Here is a 23,081-nt window from a genome sequence, read left to right as displayed (position 1 = left end):
GAGAAACTCGGTATTTTGATATGGGTCGGGATTGCACGAATCAGTATTAATCCCTAAGGAGCAGAGAACGCAGCCCAGCGGCTTTGTTTTCTATCTCTTGCCACTCCTGTTCCGGGTCGGACCCGCTGACAATCCCCGCGCCGGCGTAGAGTCGCAGCGCCGCGTCATGAACGCGAGCGGAGCGTAATGCCACGCAGAACTCACTTTGCTCAGGCGATAAATACCCGGCAGATCCGGCATACCACTCGCGGTCAAAGGGTTCAACGCGCTGAATAAATTCACGTGCCGCCTGCCGCGGTAGCCCGGCAACGGCAGCCGTCGGCTGCAGTACGTGCAGACATTGCTCATCGTCCGCGTGTTTGAGTTCGGTCCAGATGCAGCGGCGCAAATGCTGTACCTTGCGCAGACGTACAACCTGAGCTGGCAGAACCTCCAGCGTTTGCGTTTGATGCTGCAGCCGTTGGCAGATGTCTTCCACCACCAGCATATTTTCGCGCTGATTTTTGTCATCGTTCATCAGCCACTCGCCCAGACGCTGCGCCTGCTTATCGTCTGAATGGCTGGCGACGGTGCCAGCCAGCGCTTCAGTACGCAGCAGTTTGCCCCTGCGTCGCCACAGGCGCTCTGGCGTGGAGCCAAGAAACGCGTTGCCGGCATCGAAGATCATGCAGAAATGATAGCAATTCAAATTCAGGGCACGGCTGGCCGCCATCAACGCAATTGCGCTAACGGGCTGATTGAACTGCAGATCGGTAGCCCTGGCGAGCACCACCTTTTCAAAATCACCCTGCGCGATGGTTTCAGTCGCCTGGCGAATAAGGCGCAGCCATTCCGTTTTTTGCGGCTGGTGCGCTTCCTGCACCACCTGGACCGACAGCGGCTCGATCGGTTTGGCGTCCTGCAGCTGGTTTAAAAAATCCAGCGCGGCATACGCATCTTCTTTAAGCGAGCTGTTGCTCCACAGCTGCAGGCGCAGGGTGGCAACGCCGGCATAACGTCGCCAGAGCAGGCGCGGTAAAAACAGCGAGCCTTGCTCAGGATTGAAGGCGTTAAGGCCACAGATACGGGTGTCATTCGCCGCTTTTTGCGAATGCAAGAAATGCGAGGCTAAAGCCAGAGAGGAAAAATGGGTAACGGCACCCAGTGCAGCCAGCTCTTCATCGCCGCTACGCTGCTGCCAGTAGAATTGAGGATAACATTGCTGCCCCCCCAGCCAGGACAGGGGATCGAAAGCGTCGTTTAACGGGAAAGAAACGTCGAAATGACGTAAGCCGGGTGTAGCGGGCAACGCTTGCGCAAGCTGGCTGCGCAGACGTCCCAGCGCGAGGAAAATCGAATGCACGCGAACCTCTCCCTGTTAAAACCTCATAGTATACGGGGTACTGACCATAAATAGCAGTACCCACGTATAGGGAGTGGTTAACCGTTTAAAACGCTGTTAACGGCGGGCTAACAGAAGGCCCAGCACCAGCCCCACGGCGGCACCTGCGCCAATGCCTTGCCAGGGTTTTTCATGTACGTAATCATCAGCACGATAAACCGCTTTTTTAGCGCGGTAGTAGTAAGTGTCCGATGCATGGCTGACGCGGTTTTTCACTTCATGCAGCGCCTGTTCGGCACGGGCTTTCAGCTCGATATATTTCTGATCGGCAGGATCGCCCGACGAACGCAGCACCTCTTCCAGCGTTTCGCTCAGTAAAGCCAGGTCGTCATCGATACGGGTTTCCCAAGATTGAAATGACATATTTTTCTCCATGTTAATGCACCAGTCCGCTAACTATAGCCAACGACTCGCCATTACGCCTGTTTCGCTTCCCGCGCCATTCCGATGTGGGGTATGCCATCTTCGTCATAGACCTCCGTTACCGGCATAAAGCCAAAGTGGCTGTAGAAAGGCTGAAGATGTGCCTGAGCGCCCAGATATAACGCCTTGTCTGGCCAGTATTTTTGGCATGACTCCAGGGTTTTCTCCATCAGCTGATAGCCCAGTTTTTCACCGCGAGCTTTACCGCTGATAATCACGCGGCCAATGACAACGGGGTCGAAATCATCGGTACTTTTCAGAATCCTCGCATACGCGACCAGTTCGTTATCGCGCCAGCCGAGGATGTGTCGATTTTCCCCCACCAGATCATCACCATCGATGTCCTGATACGGGCAGGTTTGTTCAACAACAAACACTTCGCACCGCAGCTTGAGCAGAGCGTAAAGTGCATTCACGGTGAGTTCACTGTGGTGTAAATCGTGCCACTGGATCATGTCGGTCTCCTTCCTGGGTTTCTCCCGTTATACTAAACCCCTCCCCATCGGCAAAGGGCTGATTGCGTTATGGAACTCATTTTTCTGGGTACGTCTGCTGGCGTGCCAACCCGCTCACGAAACGTGACCGCGATCCTACTGGATCTGCAGCACCCTACCCGTGGCGGATTATGGCTGTTTGACTGTGGCGAAGGCACTCAGCACCAGCTGTTACGCACGGCCTGGCATCCGGGTAAGCTGGATAAAATTTTTATCACCCACCTGCATGGCGATCATCTCTTTGGTCTGCCCGGCCTGCTGTGCAGCCGCTCAATGGCCGGTAATGCCAACCCGCTAACGATTTACGGCCCGGCAGGTATTGCTGAATTTGTGGAAACCACGCTGCGCCTCAGCGGTTCCTGGACCGATTATCCTCTGGAGGTGGTGGAGATTACCGAGGGGCTGGTTTTCGATGACGGAGACCATAAGGTCATCGCCCGTCCGTTAAATCATCCGGTGGAATGCTACGGCTACCGCATTGAAGAGCATGACAAACCCGGCGCGCTCGACGCCGCTGCGCTGATCGCCGACGGCGTGAAGCCCGGGCCGCTGTTCCAGCGCCTGAAGCAGGGCGAAACCGTCACCCTGGAGGACGGACGCGTTATCAACGGACACGCGTATCTGGCGGCCCCCCAGCCGGGTAAAAAACTGGCGATTTTTGGCGATACCGCGCCTTGCCCATCCGCTTTCCTGCTTGCCCAGGACGTTGATGTGATGGTGCACGAAGCCACGCTTGAAGCAGCGATGGAAGAGAAGGCCAATAGCCGCGGCCACAGCTCCACCCGCCAGGCGGCGCAGCTTGCGCGTGAAGCAAATGTCGGGAAGCTGCTCGTCACTCACGTTAGCTCCCGTTACGATGCCAGAGGGTGTGAAAGCCTGCTGGCAGAGTGCCGCAGCGTGTTCCCGGAATGTGAGCTGGCCGAAGATTTCGCTCAGGTCAGCGTTTAGTCCTTCATTTTTCCCTCAGAATGCCGATAACGATTAAAAGGTCAGCATTTCTCTTGAGGGTAGAATGGATAATTTCCAGAAAGACATTGATGACAGGGCGAATCTCACCCTGTCGAACCGTTTTGAACTGTTGCTGTTTCGCCTTGGCACCTCTCTGAACGAAAATAAATCCGAGCTGTTTGGCATTAACGTTTTTAAGCTGCGTGAGATCGTGCCTATGCCGGAATTCACGAAACCCGCAGGGATGAAATCACCGCTGATGGGGATGGTGAATATTCGCGATCAGGTGATCCCGGTGATCGACCTGGCCGCCGTCGCGGGCTGTAAGCCAACAACCGGACTGAACATCCTGCTGATCACCGAGTATGCCCGTAGCGTACAGGCGTTTGCCGTGGAATCCGTCGAGAACATTATGCGTCTGGACTGGAAACAGGTTCATGCGGCTGAAACCGCCGTCAGTGGACGCTACATCACCAGTATTGCCTGCCTGGACGAGAAGACCGATACCAACGATCTGGCGATGGTGCTGGACGTTGAGCAGATCCTCTACGACATCACTCCGGCCAACCACGATCTGCATGCCACCAACCTGAAGACCACTAAATTCAACATCAAGCCAGGCTCGGTCGCGATTGTTGCGGAAGACTCAAAAGTGGCGCGCTCAATGCTGGAAAAAGGTTTGCAGGCGATGGAAATCCCGGCTCAGCTGCATATCACCGGTAAAGACGCGTGGGAGAAAATTGGCGCGCTGGCAGCGCAGGCCCAGGCTGAGGGCGTCCCGATTACGGATAAAATCGCCCTGGTGCTGACCGACCTGGAAATGCCGGAGATGGACGGTTTTACGCTAACGCGCAAAATCAAAACCGATCCGTTCCTGAAAGACATTCCGGTGGTGATCCACTCGTCCCTGTCAGGGAATGCCAACGAAGATCACATTCGTAAAGTGAAAGCTGACGGGTATGTCGCGAAGTTTGAATTGAACGAGCTGTCGTCGGTGATTGAGGAAGTGCTGGACCGTTCGATGAAGAAAATTGACGGACCGTTGATCAGTCGCAAGCAGTTGGCTTAGGTTTGTGGGGGCTGATGCCCACACCCCGTCTCTCTCCTTAAGGGAGAGACGCAAACCATAAAAAAACCCGCCGAAGCGGGTTTTTTACTTTTACATTAATGGCATCGCATGCTGCACGATGGAAATCAGCGGCTGCGGATAGATACCGAAGATCAGCACCAGCAGCGCGGAGATCAGCACGACGATCCCCCCGGCGCTGTACTGCCAGTTGGTCGGTGCATCGCGGTTAAGCTGCTGAGGCGCGCTCAGATACAGGCTCACGGCAACGCGCAGGTAGTAATAAAGACCAATCGCGGAGCCAATAACCACGCCTGCGGTCAGCCACCACAAACCTGCATGCACACCCACTGCCAGCACGTAGAACTTACCGATGAAGCCCAGCGTCATCGGGATACCTGCCAGAGAGAGCATCATCACCGTCATTACTGCGGACAGAATCGGACGGTGCCAGAACAGACCACGGTAGGAGAACAGTGAATCTGCATCCGGGCCACGGTACGGGCTGGACATCAGGCTCACCACGCCGAACGCGCCGAGGCTGCTGAACAGGTAGCCTGCCAGATATACGCCTACGGTTTCCATCGACATCTCACCGCTTTGCAGCGCAATCAGCGCCACCAGCAGGTAGCCCAGATGGGAGATAGACGAGTAGCCCAGCAGACGTTTGATGTTGGTCTGGCTCAGTGCCATCAGGTTACCGAAGATGATGGAGGCGAACGCAATAATGCCGAGCACTACGCGAACCGCTTCGCTATCACCCACCGGTGCGTACAGGAACAGACGCATCACCACACCGAAGATAGCGATTTTACTCGCCGTCGCCAGGAAGGTAGAGACAGGAGCCGGAGCGCCCTGGTAAACGTCTGGCGTCCACAGGTGGAACGGCACCAGAGAAAGCTTAAAGCCGAGGCCAACAATCATCATGCCCAGACCCGCCAGCAGCAGCGGCTCGTGCAGCATGCCGTCGCCGAGGCTCTTGCCGATTGCCAGGAAGGAGAGATTACCCGTCTGTGCGTAAACCAGCGCGATGCCAAACAGCAGGAAGGACGACGCAGCAGCAGACAGAATAGTGTACTTGATACTCGCTTCCAGAGAGCGCTTCTGACGGAAGGCGTAACCAATCAGACCGAACAGCGGCAGAGAGATAAGCTCAATGCCGAGGAACAGTGCGGCCAGGTGGTTAGCGTTCGCCAGCAGAATGCCGCCCAGCGAGGCAATCAGAACCAGCAGGTAAAACTCTTCTTTGTTGTCGTTGTAGCCTTCGAGCCACGGGTACGCAAAGGTACAGGTCGCGAGGCTCGCCAGCAGAACCAGACCGGTGTACAGCATGGCATAGCCATCGACGCGCATCATCGGCGTGACGTCCATCGCCCCCGCCTGGCCAACAAACCAGAGAGAAACCAACGCAGCGTTCAGACCCAGAACGGACAGGGTCGCATTCAGGAAGTGATTGCGTCGCCACGCAATGGAGAGCATCACAACCACCACCGTCAATCCGACGATCAGCAGCGGTAGCAGCGCGATCAGTTGTTGTGGAGTTATTGTCATGGCGAATTACGGCCTTGTAGTAGAAGCAGAATTAACAAACCACTGCTGGATATTGCCCATCGCGGAATGCGAGGTATCCAGAATCGGCTGCGGATAGAAGCCCAGCAGCACCAGCAGTACGACCAGCAGCAGGATGATGAACAGCTCACGCAGCGACATCCCCGGCAGTTCTTGTGCAGCAATTTCGCTCTTCGCTTTACCGAAGTAGGCGCGGTGCAGCATCGCCAGCGAATAAACCGATGCGAATACCAGACCAAAGGTAGAGATCACGGTAATTCCCGGAACCACCTTGAAGCTGCCGAACAGAATCATAAATTCGCCGACGAAGTTACCGGTACCTGGCATACCCAGCGTGGCAACAGCGAAGAACATGGAGAGCGCGGGCAGCCATTTCATTTTGCCCCACAGGCCGCCCATCATACGCATGTCACGGGTGTGCAGGCGTTCGTACAGCTGACCGCACAGGATGAAGAGACCCGCGGCGGACAGGCCGTGCGCAATCATCTGAATGACCGCGCCCTGGTACGCCAGCTGGCTGCCGGTGTAGATCGCAATCAGCACGAAGCCCATGTGGGAAACGGAGGTGTAAGCGATCAGACGTTTAATGTCGTACTGCGTGAAGGCCATCCACGCACCGTAGAAGATACCAATCACACCCAGCCACATGGCAATCGGCGCGAACTCTGCGGAGGCGTTCGGGAACAGCGGCAGTGCGAAACGCAGCAGACCATAGGCCGCGGTTTTCAGCAAGATGCCCGCCAGGTCAACGGAACCTGCCGTTGGCGCCTGCGAGTGCGCATCCGGCAGCCAGCCGTGCAGCGGAACCACCGGCATTTTCACCGCGAAGGCGATGAAGAAGCCCAGCATCAGCAGATATTCAACACCGTGAGACATTGGCGTCTTCAACAGGTCTTCATAGTTGAAGGTCCAAACACCGGTCGCGTTGTAATGCACGAACACGAGCGCCAGGATGGCAATCAGCATGACCAGACCGCTCGCCTGGGTATAGATGAAGAACTTGGTTGCCGCCGTGATACGCGTTTTACCGTCGGATGCCTTATGGCCCCACAGCGCGATCAGGAAGTACATCGGCACCAGCATCATCTCCCAGAAGAAGAAGAACAGGAACATGTCGATGGCAAGGAACACGCCGATAACGCCGCCCAGGATCCACATCAGGTTCAGGTGGAAGAAGCCCTGGTATTTTTCGATTTCTCGCCAGGAACAAAGTACCGCCAGAACGCCGAGCAGACCGGTCAGCACCACCATCAGCAGCGACAGCCCGTCAATGGCCAGGTGGATCGTAATGCCGAAACGCGGGATCCACGGCAGAATGAATTCATCCTGCCACTGCGGAATACCCGCAGACTGGGTCAGAGAGTAGCCGCCCTGCAACCACAGTTGCAGACCAAGCGCGAGCGTCAATCCCATGGTGATCAGCGCGATCCAGCGCGGCATCTTCACGCCAAAGCGTTCAGTCTGCCAGCACAGGAAGCCGCCGATGAAGGGAATTAATATTAGCCAGGGTAGTAACATGGCGATTTACATTCCTTTTTAAGGCCCCAGCAGGGGCCTGATTTTCAACGAATTCGAATAAAATTCACTTAACGATCAACGCAACACCATCAGCAGCGCCAGCACGATAACCGCACCGATGCTCATGGACGCCACATACCAGCGCAGATAACCGTTCTCGCTCAGCAACAGGCCTTTACCTGCGAAGCGGGACAGGATCGCCGGAATGTTCATCATGCTGTTCATCGGGTCGCGTTTCAGCAGCCACGCAATACCCAGGAACGGCTTAACGAAGATCATGTCGTACAGCCAGTCGAAGCCCCACGCGTTGTACCACCAGGTCCCCAGCAGACGGCCTGGCGCACTGTTGGCAACGGCGGTCACCAGAGTACGTTTGCCCAGCCACAGCCATGCGGCAATCAGGATGCCCGCGATAGCGACCACACCGGAGGTGATTTCAAGCGTCAGAACGCGACCGTGCTCAAGCTCGGTTGTCGCCGGCAGTACGCCCTGCAGCGGTGGCACAATCATCGCGCCAACGAAGGTGGAGAGTACCAGCAGCACAATCAGCGGCAGGTGGTGGGTAATCCCCTTCCCTGCGTGAGCGTGAATTTGTTCTTTACCGTGGAATACGATGAAAATCATACGGAAGGTATACAGGGAGGTCATGAACGCACCGACCAGACCCGCAACCATCAGATTGATATGACCATTCGCCATGGCACCCGCAAGGATCTCGTCCTTACTGAAGAAGCCTGCGGTAATCAGCGGCAGTGCTGACAGCGCCGCGCCGCCCACCAGGAAGCAGACATACACCAGCGGGATAGACTTACGCAGTCCGCCCATCTTGAAGATGTTCTGCTCGTGATGGCAGGCCAGGATCACGGAACCGGACGAGAGGAACAGCAGCGCTTTAAAGAACGCGTGCGTCATCAGGTGGAAAATCGCCGCGTCCCATGCCTGAACACCCAGTGCCAGGAACATGTAACCAATCTGGCTCATCGTGGAGTAGGCGAGAACGCGTTTGATGTCGGTCTGAACCAGCGCGGCAAAGCCTGCCAGTACCAGCGTGACCGCACCAACGATACCCACCAGATGCAGAATTTCCGGCGTCATCAGGAACAGACCATGGGTACGCGCAATCAGATAAACACCCGCGGTAACCATGGTCGCTGCGTGGATCAGCGCGGAGACAGGCGTAGGACCTGCCATCGCGTCGGCCAGCCAGGTCTGCAACGGCAGCTGTGCGGATTTACCCACGGCGCCACCCAGCAGCATCAGCGTTGCCCACCACAGCATGTTGTTGCCCGCTTCGAAGTGCGCTGGCGCCAGTTCCACCATTTCGCGGAAGTTCAGCGTGCCCAGTTCGTTGTAGAGAATGAACAGCGCGAAAGCGAGGAACACGTCACCCACACGGGTGACGACGAACGCTTTCATGGCCGCTGCGCCATTCTTCGGATCGGTGTAGTAGAAACCGATCAGCAGGTAAGAACACAGACCCACGCCTTCCCAGCCCAGATACATCAGCAGCAGGTTATCGGCCAGCACCAGAACCACCATGCTGGCGATAAACAGGTTGGTGTAGGCGAAGAAGCGGGAGTAACCCTCTTCACCGCGCATATACCAGGAGGCGAACATGTGGATCAGGAAGCCCACGCCGGTCACCACAGAGAGCATGGTCAGAGACAGACCATCCAGCACCAGGTTGAAACCGATGTTGAAATCACCGACCGACATCCAGGTCCACAGCGGTACGCTGTAGGCCTCACGTCCGTTGTTGAAGAAGTCGATACCCGCATACGCTGTCACCAGCGCAGCCAGACCGATAGAGCCAATGCCCACGGTTGCAGACAGATTCTCGGACCAGCGGCCACGAGAAAATGCCAGAAGCACGAAGCCAATCAGCGGAAAAATAATGGTTAAGGCAAGCATGTTCATCCACGCAACTCACTTACTGAATCGATGTTCAGGTTCTGGCGGCGACGATGGAGCTGCAGCAACAGCGCCAGGCCAATACTCGCTTCAGCAGCCGCGAGGCTGATGGCGAGGATATACATCACCTGACCGTCGGCCTGGCCCCAGTAGCTGCCGGCGACCACGAAGGCCAGCGCGGAAGCGTTAATCATGATTTCCAGACCGATCAGCATAAACAGCAGATTGCGGCGGATAACCAGACCGGTTAAACCCAGAACGAACAAAATCGCAGCGAGGATCAGTCCATGTGTTAAGGGGATCATGCGCGCTCCTCCGTTTTTCTTTTCGCGCGGTCATCAGTGCGGTTGCTCAGCACCTCACCCATACGCTCTTCGCGACCCACGTGGAAGGCAACGACCAGACCTGCCAGCAGAAGCATGGAGGCCAGTTCAACCGCCAGAACGTACGGACCAAAGAGCGCAATACCCACTTCTTTAGCGCTGATTGGCGTACCGTCGATGCCCTGATCGTTAACGCCCAGAATGGCGTAAACTATGACCACCAGCATGATGGCCGACAAAATTGCCGGGCCAATCCACACCTGCGGTTTTAACCACTGACGTTCCTGCTCAATTTCAGAGCCGCCCAGGTTGAGCATCATCACCACGAAGACGAACAGCACCATAATGGCCCCGGCGTAGACGATGATTTCCAGTGCACCGGCAAAGTGCGCGCCGAGCGCAAAGAACACCCCGGAAATGGCCAGCAGCGAAATGATTAAATACAGCAGCGCATGCACCGGATTGGTGTGCGTAATCACTCGCAGCGTAGCCAGGATGGCGATAAGGCCACAGATATAAAAAGCGAATTCCATTGCCCTCTCCTTACGGTAACAGGCTCTTGACGTCGATAGGCTTAGCTTCGTTCTCTGCTTCGCCCTTATCTTTGCCGTCGATTGCCATACCCGCCATCCGGTAGAAGTTATATTCCGGGTATTTGCCCGGACCGGAAATCAGCAGATCCTCTTTCTCGTACACCAGATCCTGACGCTTGTACTCACCCAGCTCGAAGTCTGGAGTCAACTGAATCGCCGTGGTTGGGCACGCTTCTTCACACAGACCGCAGAAAATGCAGCGTGAGAAGTTGATGCGGAAGAACTCAGGGTACCAGCGGCCATCTACCGTCTCTGCTTTCTGCAGAGAGATACAGCCCACCGGACACGCTACCGCACACAGGTTACAGGCAACGCAGCGCTCCGCACCGTCCGGATCGCGCGTCAGCACGATACGACCACGGTAGCGCGGCGGCAGATACACCGGCTCTTCCGGATACATCTGGGTTTCGCGTTTGGCAAACGCGTGCAGGCCGATCATCCAGATACTGCGAAGCTGGGTGCCGGTACCTACCAATAATTCTTTTAAGGTCATGTTCTAAAGCCCCTTATGGCTGCTGCCAGAGAATGACAGCCGCCGTTACCAACAAGTTGACGAGCGTCAGCGGCAGGCACACTTTCCAGCCGAAGGACATTACCTGGTCATAGCGAGGACGCGGTAAGGACGCACGAATCAAAATGAACATCATCATGAAGAACGCGGTTTTCAGCGCGAACCAGATGAACGGCGGTAAGAACGGGCCATGCCAGCCACCAAAGAACAGCGTGACCATCAACGCGGAAATGGTGACGATACCGATGTACTCGCCCACGAAGAACAGACCGAACTTCATCCCGGAATATTCAATGTGGTAACCGTCGGCCAGTTCCTGTTCGGCTTCTGGCTGGTCAAACGGGTGACGGTGACACACCGCCACGCCCGCGATAGCAAAGGTCACAAAACCAAAGAATTGCGGGATAACGTTCCAGATATCGGCCTGGTCGTTGACGATGTCGGTCATGTTGAATGAACCGGCCTGCGCCACCACGCCCATCAGGGAGAGCCCCAGGAACACTTCGTAGCTCAGCGTCTGTGCAGACGCACGCATCGCACCCAGCAGGGAGTATTTGTTGTTACTGGACCAGCCTGCGAACAGCACCGCGTAAACCGCGAGGCCTGCCATCATCAGGAAGAACAGAATGCCGATGTTCAGGTCAGCCACAACCCAGGTCGGGCTGACAGGAACGATAGCAAACGCCAGTAGCAGCGAGGTAAAGGCGATCATCGGTGCCAGAGTAAAGATAACGCGATCCGAGAAGCGCGGGATCCAGTCCTCTTTAAAGAACATCTTGATCATATCCGCGACCAGCTGGAGTGAACCACCCCAGCCCACGCGGTTTGGTCCGTAACGGTTCTGGAACAGACCAAGCAGACGACGTTCACCAAAGCTCATGAACGCACCGCAGGTGACCACAACCAGCAGGATAACGACTGCTTTCAGAATGCTCAGCAGGATGTCGATAAGATCCGGCGTTAACCAACTCATGCTTTTGCCTCCTGCAGGTTATCAAGACGTGCACCCGCCAGTACCGGCGCGATGCCAGGCATCCCCATCGGCAGACCGACCTGCCCTGCTGTCAGGCCTTCGGAGATAATCAGCGGCAAGCTGATTGTCTGACCATCGTAGCTAAAGGCAATGTTCGCGCCCGCATTCACGCCAAGCTTCGCGGCGTCGGCCGGGTTGAGCTTGATGTAAGGCTGCGGCATGCGGGTCTGGAAGACCGGAGAACGCTGGGACAGTTCGTCACTGCCGAACAGATGGTAATACGGCGCAATACGCCAGTTACCTTCCTGCGCCTCGAAGCTCGCCGGCACGGTGGTGAAGAAATCCAGACCGGTTTCAGAGGCTTCAATCAGACGCACGCCCGGATCGCCGTGGCTCAGAGAGCCGCCCACTTCAACCTGGAACTTGTTCCATGCCTGCGGGGAGTTCCAGCCCGGGGCCCATGCAAATGGAACCTGAGAGCGCGGTGCAGACGGCTGGTTGTTGCCTTCCATCGAGAAGGCAAACATGGTGTCTTTGTCCTGCGGCTGACGAGGTTCATGCACGCTGATGTTGGCACGCATCGCGGTACGGCCGCTGTAACGGTGCGGTTCACGCGCCAGTTTCTGACCACGAATACGGAAGCTTGCGTCAGGTGCGGCATCTTTGATACCCGCCAGCTGAGGCAGTTTTTCCACAACCGCGTCAATAACATGGTCGAGCTGCGTCCAGTCCACTTCACGGCTCTGCACGGTGCTGTGCAGGGAGTGCAGCCAGCGCCAGCTTTCAAGCATCACGGTGTTGCTGTCGTAGTACGCCGGGTCATAAACCTGGAAGAAGCGCTGTGCGCGGCCTTCGTTGTTGATCACCGTACCGTCGCTTTCTGCAAAGCTAGCCGCAGAAAGAACCAGATGGGCTTTATCCATAATGGCGGTGCGCTGATGGTCGATAACCATCACCAGCGGCGCTTTGGAGAGCGCTGCGTCAACGCGAGCAGCAGAGGCATGGCGATGCAGGTCGTTTTCCAGCACCACAACGGCGTCAGCGGCACCGGACTCCAGTTCGCTTAACGCGGCTTCCAAAGACCCCCCGCCAATCATCCCCAGACCGATGCTGTTTACCGCACGGGCAATCATGGTCACGCCAACGTCAGCACCACGGCCTTTCAGGGCCTTGGCAACGTTTGCTGCCGCCTGAACAATCTCAGCGCTACCGGCGTTAGTACCAGAAACAATCAGGGGTTTCTTCGCACCCGCCAGCGCCTGAACAATCACGTCGACCTTGTTTTGCAGGTCGCGATCCAGCTCAACTGCCGGCGAGTTGTTGTCCAGCGCGTGGGCAATCGCAAAGCCAAGACGCGCCTGATCTTCAACCGGCGCGCAGTAGGTCCACGCGGCGATATCGTCCAGACGGGTGTTGTCAACGTTAGTCACAAACAGCGGATGCTTGGCGCGCTGGCCGATGTTCAGGATCGCCGCAATCTGCCAGTCAGCCACTTTCTGCGCTGCCGCCATTTCACGTGCTTTCCCTTTCACCGCCTGACGAACCGCCAGGGCAGCACGAGCGCCTGTCTGAGTCAAATCTTCACCCAGCACCAGAACCGCATCATAGGATTCGATTTCACGCAGTGCAGGGGTATGAATACCGCCTTCGCGCAGCACTTTCAGAACCAGCTGCAGACGTTCCTGCTCGCCCTGGGCGATGCCGGTATAGAAGTTTTCCGCCCCTACCAGCTCGCGCAGCGCGAAGTTGCTTTCGATGCTGGCGCGCGGCGAGCCGATACCGATCACTTTCTTCGACTGGCGCAGAATATCTGCCGCACCCTGCATCGCCTGTTCAGCGTTCAGGGTAATGAAGTCGTCGCCACGGCGCTGAACCGGCTGACGCGGACGGTCTTTCAGATTCACATAGCCATAGCCGAAACGCCCGCGGTCGCACAGGAAGTAGTGGTTAACGGTGCCGTTGTAGCGGTTTTCGATACGACGCAGTTCGCCGTAGCGCTCACCCGGGCTAGTGTTACAGCCGAGGGAGCACTGCTGGCAGATGCTTGGTGCAAACTGCATGTCCCATTTACGGTTGTAGCGCTCGGAGTGAGTCTTGTCCGTGAATACGCCGGTCGGGCAAATTTCTACCAGGTTACCGGAGAATTCGCTTTCCAGCGTACCGTCTTCAGGACGACCGAAGTAGACGTTGTCATGCGCGCCATACACGCCCAGATCCTGGCCGTCTGCGTAATCTTTGTAGTAACGCACGCAGCGGTAGCAGGCGATGCAGCGGTTCATTTCGTGAGAAATGAACGGCCCCAGGTCCTGGTTACGGTGGGTACGCTTGGTAAAGCGATAGCGACGGAAGCTGTGACCGGTCATCACGGTCATATCCTGAAGGTGGCAGTTGCCGCCTTCTTCACAGACCGGACAGTCGTGCGGGTGGTTGGTCATCAACCATTCCACAACGCTTTCGCGGAACTGTTTGGCTTCTTCGTCATCAATCGAAATAAAGGTGCCTTCGGTGGCTGGCGTCATACAGGACATCACCAGGCGACCACGCGTGTCTTCCGCGTTCTGATATTGCTTCACCGCACACTGGCGGCAAGCACCGACGCTGCCCAGCGCCGGATGCCAGCAAAAGTACGGAATATCGAGGCCAAGAGACAGACAAGCTTCTAGCAGGTTGTCCGCCCCGTTGACTTCGTATTCTTTGCCGTCTACATGAATCGTAGCCATTAGCATGCTTCCAGTTGGCTCGAATTAGCTTCGAGCGTTAATCAAAATTCTATTTTTACCAGCGCGCTTTCAGCAGGTTCGGCTGAATACCATTGATAGAATGGGTATTGCTGAACGGCTGCTTGATGCCTGCTTCGAATTCGTCGCGGAAATACTTAATCGCGCTTTGCAGTGGCTCAACGGCACCAGGCGCGTGGGCACAGAAGGTTTTACCTGGGCCCAGGAATCGACACAGTTGCTCAAGTGTCTCGATATCGCCCGGCTGACCTTCACCACGCTCGATAGCACGCAGGATCTTCACGCTCCACGGCAGACCATCACGGCACGGTGTACACCAGCCGCAGGACTCGCGGGCGAAGAACTCTTCCAGGTTACGCACCAGTGATACCATGCCGATCTCGTGGTCGACGGCCATCGCCAGCGCGGTACCCAGACGGCTGCCTGCTTTACCAATGCTTTCGAATTCCATTGGCAGGTCAAGGTGGGCTTCGGTCAGGAAGTCAGTCCCTGCCCCACCCGGCTGCCAGGCTTTGAATTTCAGGCCATCGCGCATGCCGCCGGCGTAATCTTCAAGAATTTCACGTGCGGTGGTACCGAACGGCAGTTCCCAGACGCCAGGATTTTTAACGCGACCGGAGAAGCCCATCAGCTTGGTACCGGCATCTTTGCTTGAGGAGATGCCCTGATACCACTCCACGCCGTTGGCGAGGATAGCCGGAACGTTACACAGGGTTTCGACGTTATTTACACAGGTCGGTTTACCCCATACGCCGGAGCTTGCCGGGAACGGTGGCTTGGAACGCGGGTTCGCACGGCGACCTTCCAGGGAGTTAATCAGCGCGGTTTCTTCACCGCAGATATAACGCCCGGCACCGGTATGCACGAACAGCTCGAAGTCAAAGCCGGTGCCCAGGATGTTTTTGCCAAGCAGGCCGGCTTCGGTGGCTTCGGCAATCGCGCGACGCAGGTTTTCTGCCGCTTCGATGTACTCACCGCGCAGGAAGATGTAGCCACGGTACGCTTTCAGCGCGAACGCGGAGATCAGCATGCCTTCCACCAGCAGGTGTGGCAGCTGTTCCATCAGCAGACGGTCTTTATAGGTGCCCGGCTCCATTTCATCGGCGTTACACAGCAGGTAACGAATGTTCATGGATTCGTCTTTTGGCATCAGGCTCCACTTCAGGCCGGTGGAGAAACCCGCACCGCCGCGCCCTTTCAGACCAGAGTCTTTCACCGCATTAACGATATCGTCCGGCGCCATGCCGCCAAGGGCTTTACGCGCGCCGGCATAGCCGTTCTTGCTTTCGTATTCTTCAAGCCATACCGGCTGTTTGTCATCGCGCAGACGCCAGGTCAGCGGATGAGTTTCAGCAGTACGAATTACAGTTTTCATTTGTACTGCTCCAGAAGGTCAGGAATGGCTTCCGGCGTCAGATGACTGTGAGTGTCCTCATCAATCATCATGGTCGGCCCCTTGTCGCAGTTACCCAGGCAGCAGGTTGGCAGGAGTGTAAAGCGACCATCAAAAGTGGTCTGGCCCGGCTTGATATTGAGCTTATTCTCAATAGCTGCCTGAATGCCCTGATAACCGGTGATGTGACAAACAACGCTGTCACAATAACGGATCACATGGCGGCCCACTGGCTGACGGAAAATCTGGCTATAGAATGTCGCCACACCTTCAACATCGCTGGCCGGTATACCCAGCACTTTTGCAATCTCATAGATCGCTCCATCCGGCACCCAACCACGCTGTTTCTGTACGATTTTCAGCGCTTCAATGGACGCCGCACGCGGGTCTTCGTAGTGGTGCATCTCGTGCTCAATGGCGGCACGTTCTGCTTCACTCAGCTCAAAAGCCTCGGTTTGGGGTTGTTGATTCTCGTGCATAATTAGCGGTCCACATCTGACATAACAAAATCGATACTACCCAGATACACAATCAGGTCGGAGACCAGACTGCCGCGAATAGCGGCCGGAATCTGCTGCAGGTGCGCAAAGCTTGGCGTACGCACGCGCGTACGGTAGCTCATGGTGCTGCCGTCGCTGGTCAGGTAGTAACTGTTGATACCCTTGGTCGCTTCAATCATCTGGAAGGATTCTTGTGCCGGCATGACCGGGCCCCAGGAAACCTGCAGGAAGTGGGTGATCAGGGTTTCGATATGTTGCAGCGTGCGCTCTTTCGGTGGCGGCGTAGTCAGCGGGTGATCCGCTTTGAACGGGCCTTCCGGCATGTTATTGAGGCACTGCTCAAGGATGCGCAGACTCTGGCGCAGCTCTTCCACTTTCAGCATCACGCGGGTATAGCAGTCGGAAACACCGCCGCCAACCGGGACTTCAAAGTCGAAGTTTTCGTAGCCAGAGTAAGGACGGGCTTTACGCACGTCGAAATCAATACCGGTCGCGCGCAGACCTGCACCTGTGGTTCCCCACTCCAGTGCTTCTTTCGCGCCGTAGGCGGCAACGCCCTGGGAACGGCCCTTCAGGATAGTGTTACGCAGCGCGGCTTTCTCGTAAGAGGCCAGACGCTTTGGCATCCAGTCGAGGAATTCACGCAGCAGACGGTCCCAACCACGCGGCAGATCGTGTGCGACACCGCCGATACGGAACCAGGCCGGGTGCATACGGAAACCGGTAATCGCTTCAACCAGATCGTAGATCTTTTGACGGTCGGTAAAGGCGAAGAAGACCGGGGTCATTGCGCCGACGTCCTGAATGAACGTGGAGATGTACAGCAGGTGGCTGTTGATACGGAACAGCTCTGAGAGCATAACGCGAATCACGTTAACGCGATCCGGGGTGGTGATACCCGCCAGTTTCTCAACGGCCAGCACGTATGGCATTTCGTTTACGCAGCCGCCGAGGTACTCAATACGGTCGGTATACGGAATGTAGCTGTGCCAGGATTGACGCTCGCCCATCTTTTCAGCACCACGATGGTGGTAACCGATATCCGGGACACAGTCGACAATCTCTTCGCCATCAAGCTGAAGAATAATACGGAATGCACCGTGCGCAGACGGGTGGTTTGGACCGAGGTTGAGGAACATAAAGTCCTCGTTTTCGGTTCCGCGCTTCATGCCCCAGTCTTCCGGTTTGAAGGTGAGTGCTTCCATCTCCAGATCCTGCTTGGCTTTGGTCAGCTCAAACGGGTCGAATTCAGTGGCACGTGCGGGGTAGTCTTTACGCAGCGGGTGGCCGGTCCAGGTCTGCGGCATCATGATGCGCGTCAGATGCGGGTGGCCGTCGAAGGTCATACCGAACATTTCCCAGGTTTCACGCTCATACCAGTTGGCGTTCGGGAAAAGTTTGGTGATCGTCGGCAGATGCATGTCGTTTTCAGACAATGCCACCTTGAGCATGATATCCGTATTACGGTCTATTGAGATCAGGTGGTAGAAAACGGAAAAATCCGCAGCAGGGAGACCCTGGCGGTGCGTACGCAGACGTTCATCCATGCCGTGTAAGTCAAACAGCATGACGTAAGGTTTCGGCAATTTCTTGAGGAAATCGACCACTTCCAGTAATTGTTCACGCTTCACCCAGACAACGGGTACCCCGGTGCGGGTGGCCTGAACAGTAAAGGCATCCGGCCCAAAACGGTTGCGCAGTTCGCCAATGACAGGGTCATCCAGATGATCCCGGGTCTGCCAGGCGGCTTCTTGCGCGGTTAAGTCGGTCATATTGTTCACCATTGCAAATGGTCCGTGGTGACTGTTAAGCCTGGCTTCGCGCTATTTGAGTAGTGATATGCGAAGGTGTTCTCCAGGCGCACAGGCGCAAATTAAATTTCGTCAGGCGTACGCAGGTTGGTCACTGCAATACGTTCACCGCGTTTACGCTCGCGCTCAGACTGCATGTTCGCGCGGTACACACCCTGATCGCCGACAACCCACGAGAGCGGGCGGCGTTCTTTACCAATAGATTCCTGCAGCAGCATTAATGCCTGCATATACGCTTCAGGTCGCGGCGGGCAGCCCGGGATGTAAACATCCACCGGAATGAACTTATCCACGCCCTGCACGACGGAGTAAATGTCGTACATACCGCCAGAGTTTGCACATGCACCCATGGAAATAACCCATTTTGGCTCGAGCATCTGATCATAAAGACGCTGAATAACCGGCGCCATTTTGGTAAAGCACGTACCCGCCACCACCATCAGGTCAGCCTGACGCGGGGAAGCACGCAGTACCTCTGCCCCAAAACGCGCGACGTCATGCACCGCAGTGAATGACGTCACCATTTCAACGTAGCAGCAAGAAAGGCCAAAGTTATAGGGCCAGATGGAGTTCTTACGACCCCAGTTGACCATATCGTGCATGGCATGTTCGAGCTTGCCCATGTACACGCTTTTATTGACTTCTTGCTCCAGGGGGTCGGTTACGATCTCCTGTTTTTGCAGGGGGTAACGGTCATTCTCACCGTTAGGATCTATGCGGGTGAGCGTATAATCCATCTTATTGCCTCGCTGTTACTGCTGACGATTAGAGATACTGTTTTCCGGGTTGATATGTTCACGACGTGAACGCGCAGGCGTCCAGTCAAGCGCGCCAATACGCTCCAGATAAACCAGACCGGCCAGTAGCACTAAAATGAAAATTGCGGCCTCGACAAAGCCCACCCAACCACTTTCGCGGATCGAGGTTGACCATGCGAAAAGGTAGAGCGCTTCCACGTCAAAAATGACGAAGAACATGGCTACCAGATAGAACTTGGCAGACAGGCGTAAGCGAGCGGAACCTACTGAATCAATACCTGATTCGAAAGGTGTATTTTTGTGCCTTGCACGGGCGCGACCGCCCAGGAACCAGCCGCCGACTAACATCAGGCAGCACAGGCCAATGGCTACAATAAGAAAGATTGCGAATGCCCAGTGATGAGCGATGACTTCTGTGGATGTTGACATACTCATTGCTTACTCATCAAAAGTGATACCAACGACACTGCTCTTGCTGGCAGATGGGCATCACATCGATTCATGGGGAGGAATAAATAACCTTACACTAACTGTCAGAAATGAGACATAGACAGCAAAATGATGGGGTTTTTTACTCCTTTCTATAACCTTTTGTCAACTTTAACAAAGGTTTCTTCACATTAAATGACACCGAGCGATTCTCATTAACATTTCATGCCCTTTAACCCTGGTGGGTACCTGACTTTACGTCAAATGCATGTTGTTGAATCGTGTCCGTTTTGGAAGTAAAAAAAATAACCCTCCTATTTTGACAGGATTTGCCAACGATTCCTCCCCCCAAATAGGAGTATTTTCTTGATCTGAGACACGCTTTTGTTAATTCAATCAAAAAAACGGCAACATATTTCCTGTTTTATTAACATGGCGGGGTGAGGAAGGAAGGGAGATGGTAAGTTGTACGCGCAGTAACCAAATCAACCTATTCTCATGATAACTAGGCAGTAATTCAAAAAACCGCATGCATACGGAGGTTATTAGTGACAAAAAAAAACCACTCCACGCGAAAAACGCGCGAGCGGCCTTTTTTTACACTTACAATTTGTTACCAGAATTTTGAGTGATTGATCACTCAAAGTCCCCTTCCACGATAAGGGAGTTATCCCCCCCTTCAGGAGTAATATGCTCGTACTGCCATAGATTATGGTAGTTTTGCATCGCGTCAAACACCACTTTCGCCAGCTCGTTATTGCTGGACGTATTGTGGCACAGCAGGTATTCCGTATCCGGCAGTGCAGGAAGACCGTCGCTTTTACCCAAAACGCGCAGATCGGGGCTCATCATCTCGACTGGACGCGCGGTGACGCCAAGCCCTGCTTTTACGGCGGCACGTACCGCAGGCAATGTAGAGGCTACATACGCCAGCCGCCACGGAATATTGGCCTCGTTTAGCGCCGACAGCACCATATCGCGGAATGGGCTTGGATCGTCCAGCAGCACCAGCGGAACAGGATCACCCTTTTGCAGGACATATTCAGCCGCGCAATACCAATGAGTCGGAGACGTGCGCAGCGTCAGGCAGTCAAATTGCCCTGGACGATGCGTAGTGACCACGAGGTCAACTTCGTTCTCTTTGAGCATTTCACTCATAAACGCATTTCGCTTTACGCTTACGTCCAACGCAAGCTTCGGATAAACCGAACTGATTCGATTGAGAAGGAACGGCAATATTGTATCCGCTGACTCATCAGATGCACCTAATGTAAGCACCCCCTGGAGGTTGCTAAACATTAAAGACATACATGCTTCATCATTAAAACGAAGTATTTTCCTGGCATAACCCAGAAGCTGAATACCGTGTTCAGTTAAAAGCTTATTTCGCCCATGACGAGCAAAAAGCTCTTTACCGACCAGTTGCTCCAGCCGCTGCATTTGCTGGCTTACGGCGGACTGGGTTCGGCAAACTGCGGCAGCAGCAGCTGCAAAAGTGTTGAGATCGGCGACCGCAACAAACGTTCTCAGCAGATCGAGGTCGAGATTCATTATCGGACGATTTGCATTTATCATATCTTTTCACTTTCAGGTTGCTCGTGCGGAGCTGCCCGGGTTGAAGCTGTGTGTAACAGTTAAGCAATTCCCTCTGAAGGTTTTCCCTCGCATCCCGGCCCGGCAGACTGCCTGACAGATAGTTATTGTGCCGCGGTATATCAACAGTCAGAAATCACGTTTCATGACGTTATTTTTATTCTCTTAAACGTTCAGGATATTTAGATGTTTGCAGGTTTATGTAAATTCCATTAAAGGAATAACACGTTTTCTGCCATCTTTATCGCAGCGCTGTCAACGTAGCAAGATGTGCTTCACACATACCAGCCAGAGATAACTCCAACAATAACAATCAATTAATTCAGAAAAGCACGTTCAGATATTCATGATTTGAGTATCGTTCGTCTGCTTTCCCGTAAGACATCTTAACCCAAATCCACTTTATTTATAAGTCTTAATGCAATATTCAAGATTTAGCGGTGTTGTTAAGTGACTAAACTAATTTTATTAAAATTAACGAAAGTTGCATTTTCATCGTTAATAATAAATAAAATTTAATTTAGATTAAGTTCATTCATTAATAACACTTAACATTAATTTCACATGAGTAACTTTTAGCCTGGACGTACTATTAGATCAAGTTGTCTGTCAGCATTCAGATTTTACGAAATGTCACTCAGCGAAACTTTTCGCGTACGTCCGGCCGCCATTTTATTTTTAACAGTACAATATGCAACATTTTTGAATGTCGCTAGCACAATTAACCTAAAACCACACTAAAGATACAACTTTCAACCAGGGAATTAACGAAGAAATAGCGAAAAAGATTCAAAAGGAATTTACCCATTGGACAAAATCTTCTTCTGTACACCCTTCAAAAGGAAGCGAGGGGGGAGTACATTGTTCCGTGCTGACTTCCACGGCAGGGAGTGGCAATAATAGCAAAAAGGTTAAGGTTCATGTCCCCTATCGAAAAATCCAGCAAGCTTGATAACGTCTGTTACGACATCCGCGGCCCGGTTCTGAAAGAGGCAAAGCGCCTTGAAGAAGAAGGCAATAAAGTTCTGAAACTCAACATTGGTAACCCTGCGCCGTTTGGTTTTGAAGCGCCGGACGAAATCCTGGTTGATGTGATTCGCAACTTACCCACGGCGCAGGGCTATTGCGATTCAAAAGGGCTCTATTCCGCACGTAAAGCCATCATGCAGCACTATCAGGCACGCGGCATGCGTGATGTTACCGTTGAAGACATCTACATCGGCAACGGCGTCTCCGAACTGATCGTGCAGGCCATGCAGGCGCTGCTGAATAGCGGGGATGAAATGCTGGTGCCTGCACCGGACTATCCGCTGTGGACGGCGGCCGTGTCACTCTCCAGCGGCAAAGCGGTGCACTATTTGTGCGACGAATCCTCTGACTGGTTCCCGGATCTCGACGATATCCGCGCCAAAATCACGCCACGCACGCGCGGCATCGTGATTATCAACCCGAACAACCCAACGGGGGCTGTGTATTCCAAAGAGCTGCTGATGGAAATCGTGGAGATTGCCCGCCAGCATAACCTGATCATCTTTGCCGACGAAATTTACGACAAGATCCTGTATGACGCCGCCCAACACCACTCTATCGCCGCACTGGCGCCAGACCTGCTGACGGTAACCTTTAATGGCCTGTCAAAAACCTACCGTGTGGCCGGTTTCCGTCAGGGCTGGATGGTGTTAAACGGACCGAAGAAACACGCGAAGGGCTATATTGAAGGCCTGGAGATGCTTGCCTCTATGCGCCTGTGCGCCAACGTGCCAGCGCAGCACGCAATCCAGACGGCATTGGGTGGCTATCAGAGCATCAGCGAGTTCATCGTCCCGGGTGGCCGCTTATATGAACAGCGCAACCGCGCGTGGGAGCTGATCAACGACATCCCTGGCGTCTCCTGCGTGAAGCCTAACGGCGCGCTCTATATGTTCCCAAAAATTGACGCCAAGCGCTTCAATATTCACGACGACCAGAAAATGGTGCTTGATTTCCTGTTGCAGGAAAAAGTGCTGCTGGTTCAGGGGACCGCGTTTAACTGGCCGTGGCCGGACCACGTGCGTATCGTTACCTTACCGCGCGAAGACGATCTCGAAATGGCCATCAGCCGCTTCGGACGCTTCCTCTCGGGTTACCATCAGTAATCTAAAAAATCAGG

At 54.6% G+C, this 23,081-nt stretch carries 20 protein-coding genes; 3 read left to right on the top strand and 17 right to left on the bottom strand.

The genetic code is table 11. From position 1 onward, the window contains the following. Positions 1 to 46: 46 nt before the first annotated feature. The 3 genes from menF to V5P19_RS01295 form a co-directional block, all read right to left on the bottom strand. Positions 47 to 1,342 (bottom strand): isochorismate synthase MenF, encoded by a 1,296-nt coding sequence (gene menF / locus V5P19_RS01305; RefSeq protein WP_334399388.1) that lies wholly within the window; start codon positions 1,340 to 1,342, stop codon positions 47 to 49. Positions 1,343 to 1,438: 96 nt separating this feature from the next. Then, positions 1,439 to 1,744 (bottom strand): stress response protein ElaB, encoded by a 306-nt coding sequence (gene elaB / locus V5P19_RS01300; protein ID WP_334399386.1) that lies wholly within the window; start codon positions 1,742 to 1,744, stop codon positions 1,439 to 1,441. A 53-nt stretch (positions 1,745 to 1,797) separates the two neighbouring features. After that, the gene (locus V5P19_RS01295; protein WP_334399384.1) at positions 1,798 to 2,259 is read right to left on the bottom strand and encodes a GNAT family N-acetyltransferase; all 462 of its coding nucleotides are present in this window, start codon (positions 2,257 to 2,259) and stop codon (positions 1,798 to 1,800) included. Positions 2,260 to 2,328: 69 nt separating this feature from the next. On the opposite strand from V5P19_RS01295, the gene rnz reads away from it, so the two are divergent. Further along, on the top strand, positions 2,329 to 3,246 hold the full coding sequence (gene rnz, locus V5P19_RS01290; RefSeq protein WP_334399382.1) for a ribonuclease Z: 918 nt from the start codon (positions 2,329 to 2,331) through the stop codon (positions 3,244 to 3,246). A 64-nt stretch (positions 3,247 to 3,310) separates the two neighbouring features. After that, positions 3,311 to 4,315, top strand: coding sequence for a chemotaxis protein (locus V5P19_RS01285; protein WP_334399380.1), 1,005 nt, complete (start codon positions 3,311 to 3,313; stop codon positions 4,313 to 4,315). Positions 4,316 to 4,405: 90 nt separating this feature from the next. On the opposite strand, the gene nuoN is transcribed toward V5P19_RS01285, so the two are convergent. The 14 genes from nuoN to lrhA form a co-directional block, all read right to left on the bottom strand. Continuing rightward, positions 4,406 to 5,863: an NADH-quinone oxidoreductase subunit NuoN gene (gene nuoN, locus V5P19_RS01280; protein WP_334399378.1), complete on the bottom strand. Its 1,458-nt coding sequence runs from the start codon at positions 5,861 to 5,863 to the stop codon at positions 4,406 to 4,408. 6 nt (positions 5,864 to 5,869) lie between these two features. Then, positions 5,870 to 7,399 (bottom strand): NADH-quinone oxidoreductase subunit M, encoded by a 1,530-nt coding sequence (gene nuoM / locus V5P19_RS01275; protein WP_334399376.1) that lies wholly within the window; start codon positions 7,397 to 7,399, stop codon positions 5,870 to 5,872. A 75-nt stretch (positions 7,400 to 7,474) separates the two neighbouring features. After that, positions 7,475 to 9,316: an NADH-quinone oxidoreductase subunit L gene (gene nuoL, locus V5P19_RS01270; protein WP_334399374.1), complete on the bottom strand. Its 1,842-nt coding sequence runs from the start codon at positions 9,314 to 9,316 to the stop codon at positions 7,475 to 7,477. Next, complete coding sequence (gene nuoK, locus V5P19_RS01265) at positions 9,313 to 9,615, bottom strand: NADH-quinone oxidoreductase subunit NuoK (RefSeq protein WP_006176506.1); 303 nt, start codon at positions 9,613 to 9,615, stop codon at positions 9,313 to 9,315. The genes nuoL and nuoK overlap by 4 nt, the downstream gene beginning before the upstream one ends. Next, positions 9,612 to 10,166, bottom strand: a complete 555-nt coding sequence (gene nuoJ, locus V5P19_RS01260) for an NADH-quinone oxidoreductase subunit J (protein ID WP_334399372.1) — start codon at positions 10,164 to 10,166, stop codon at positions 9,612 to 9,614. Before nuoJ ends, nuoK begins: the two co-directional genes overlap by 4 nt. A gap of 10 nt (positions 10,167 to 10,176) precedes the next feature. Further along, the gene (gene nuoI / locus V5P19_RS01255) at positions 10,177 to 10,719 is read right to left on the bottom strand and encodes an NADH-quinone oxidoreductase subunit NuoI (protein ID WP_334399370.1); all 543 of its coding nucleotides are present in this window, start codon (positions 10,717 to 10,719) and stop codon (positions 10,177 to 10,179) included. A 13-nt stretch (positions 10,720 to 10,732) separates the two neighbouring features. Continuing rightward, positions 10,733 to 11,710, bottom strand: a complete 978-nt coding sequence (nuoH, locus tag V5P19_RS01250) for an NADH-quinone oxidoreductase subunit NuoH (RefSeq protein ID WP_334399368.1) — start codon at positions 11,708 to 11,710, stop codon at positions 10,733 to 10,735. Next, entirely contained in the window at positions 11,707 to 14,430 is a 2,724-nt protein-coding gene (gene nuoG, locus V5P19_RS01245; protein ID WP_334399366.1) for an NADH-quinone oxidoreductase subunit NuoG, read from the bottom strand. The genes nuoH and nuoG overlap by 4 nt, the downstream gene beginning before the upstream one ends. A gap of 55 nt (positions 14,431 to 14,485) precedes the next feature. Continuing rightward, positions 14,486 to 15,823 (bottom strand): NADH-quinone oxidoreductase subunit NuoF, encoded by a 1,338-nt coding sequence (nuoF, locus tag V5P19_RS01240; protein WP_089597913.1) that lies wholly within the window; start codon positions 15,821 to 15,823, stop codon positions 14,486 to 14,488. Next, complete coding sequence (nuoE, locus tag V5P19_RS01235; protein WP_316942716.1) at positions 15,820 to 16,320, bottom strand: NADH-quinone oxidoreductase subunit NuoE; 501 nt, start codon at positions 16,318 to 16,320, stop codon at positions 15,820 to 15,822. Before nuoE ends, nuoF begins: the two co-directional genes overlap by 4 nt. Before the next feature lie 2 nt (positions 16,321 to 16,322). Then, positions 16,323 to 18,125, bottom strand: a complete 1,803-nt coding sequence (nuoC, locus tag V5P19_RS01230; RefSeq protein ID WP_014071108.1) for an NADH-quinone oxidoreductase subunit C/D — start codon at positions 18,123 to 18,125, stop codon at positions 16,323 to 16,325. An 89-nt stretch (positions 18,126 to 18,214) separates the two neighbouring features. Beyond that, entirely contained in the window at positions 18,215 to 18,889 is a 675-nt protein-coding gene (gene nuoB, locus V5P19_RS01225; RefSeq protein WP_003861482.1) for an NADH-quinone oxidoreductase subunit NuoB, read from the bottom strand. Between the two features lie 15 nt (positions 18,890 to 18,904). Next, entirely contained in the window at positions 18,905 to 19,345 is a 441-nt protein-coding gene (gene nuoA, locus V5P19_RS01220; protein ID WP_334399357.1) for an NADH-quinone oxidoreductase subunit NuoA, read from the bottom strand. A gap of 630 nt (positions 19,346 to 19,975) precedes the next feature. Further along, positions 19,976 to 20,914, bottom strand: coding sequence for a transcriptional regulator LrhA (lrhA, locus tag V5P19_RS01215; protein ID WP_334399355.1), 939 nt, complete (start codon positions 20,912 to 20,914; stop codon positions 19,976 to 19,978). 938 nt (positions 20,915 to 21,852) lie between these two features. Here lrhA and alaA point away from each other — a divergent pair. Continuing rightward, complete coding sequence (gene alaA / locus V5P19_RS01210) at positions 21,853 to 23,067, top strand: alanine transaminase AlaA (RefSeq protein ID WP_003861471.1); 1,215 nt, start codon at positions 21,853 to 21,855, stop codon at positions 23,065 to 23,067. Positions 23,068 to 23,081: the final 14 nt, after the last annotated feature.

Origin of the sequence: Enterobacter sp. UNJFSC 003 (assembly GCF_036903355.1) — a bacterium.
Classification (GTDB): Bacteria; Pseudomonadota; Gammaproteobacteria; order Enterobacterales; family Enterobacteriaceae; genus Enterobacter.
This window is presented reverse-complemented; position numbering and strand designations above follow the sequence as displayed.

Coding starts and splice junctions, on each gene's coding strand:
- alaA (WP_003861471.1), top strand. CDS start 21,853: ATGTCCCCTATCGAAAAATCCAGCAAGCTTGATAACGTCTGTTACGAC.
- nuoI (WP_334399370.1), bottom strand. CDS start 10,719: ATGACCTTAAAAGAATTATTGGTAGGTACCGGCACCCAGCTTCGCAGT.
- nuoE (WP_316942716.1), bottom strand. CDS start 16,320: ATGCACGAGAATCAACAACCCCAAACCGAGGCTTTTGAGCTGAGTGAA.
- rnz (WP_334399382.1), top strand. CDS start 2,329: ATGGAACTCATTTTTCTGGGTACGTCTGCTGGCGTGCCAACCCGCTCA.
- nuoM (WP_334399376.1), bottom strand. CDS start 7,399: ATGTTACTACCCTGGCTAATATTAATTCCCTTCATCGGCGGCTTCCTG.
- nuoJ (WP_334399372.1), bottom strand. CDS start 10,166: ATGGAATTCGCTTTTTATATCTGTGGCCTTATCGCCATCCTGGCTACG.
- lrhA (WP_334399355.1), bottom strand. CDS start 20,914: ATGATAAATGCAAATCGTCCGATAATGAATCTCGACCTCGATCTGCTG.
- V5P19_RS01285 (WP_334399380.1), top strand. CDS start 3,311: ATGGATAATTTCCAGAAAGACATTGATGACAGGGCGAATCTCACCCTG.
- nuoB (WP_003861482.1), bottom strand. CDS start 18,889: ATGGATTATACGCTCACCCGCATAGATCCTAACGGTGAGAATGACCGT.
- nuoG (WP_334399366.1), bottom strand. CDS start 14,430: ATGGCTACGATTCATGTAGACGGCAAAGAATACGAAGTCAACGGGGCG.
- nuoA (WP_334399357.1), bottom strand. CDS start 19,345: ATGAGTATGTCAACATCCACAGAAGTCATCGCTCATCACTGGGCATTC.
- nuoK (WP_006176506.1), bottom strand. CDS start 9,615: ATGATCCCCTTAACACATGGACTGATCCTCGCTGCGATTTTGTTCGTT.
- nuoF (WP_089597913.1), bottom strand. CDS start 15,823: ATGAAAACTGTAATTCGTACTGCTGAAACTCATCCGCTGACCTGGCGT.
- nuoC (WP_014071108.1), bottom strand. CDS start 18,125: ATGGTGAACAATATGACCGACTTAACCGCGCAAGAAGCCGCCTGGCAG.
- nuoL (WP_334399374.1), bottom strand. CDS start 9,316: ATGAACATGCTTGCCTTAACCATTATTTTTCCGCTGATTGGCTTCGTG.
- elaB (WP_334399386.1), bottom strand. CDS start 1,744: ATGTCATTTCAATCTTGGGAAACCCGTATCGATGACGACCTGGCTTTA.
- nuoN (WP_334399378.1), bottom strand. CDS start 5,863: ATGACAATAACTCCACAACAACTGATCGCGCTGCTACCGCTGCTGATC.
- V5P19_RS01295 (WP_334399384.1), bottom strand. CDS start 2,259: ATGATCCAGTGGCACGATTTACACCACAGTGAACTCACCGTGAATGCA.
- nuoH (WP_334399368.1), bottom strand. CDS start 11,710: ATGAGTTGGTTAACGCCGGATCTTATCGACATCCTGCTGAGCATTCTG.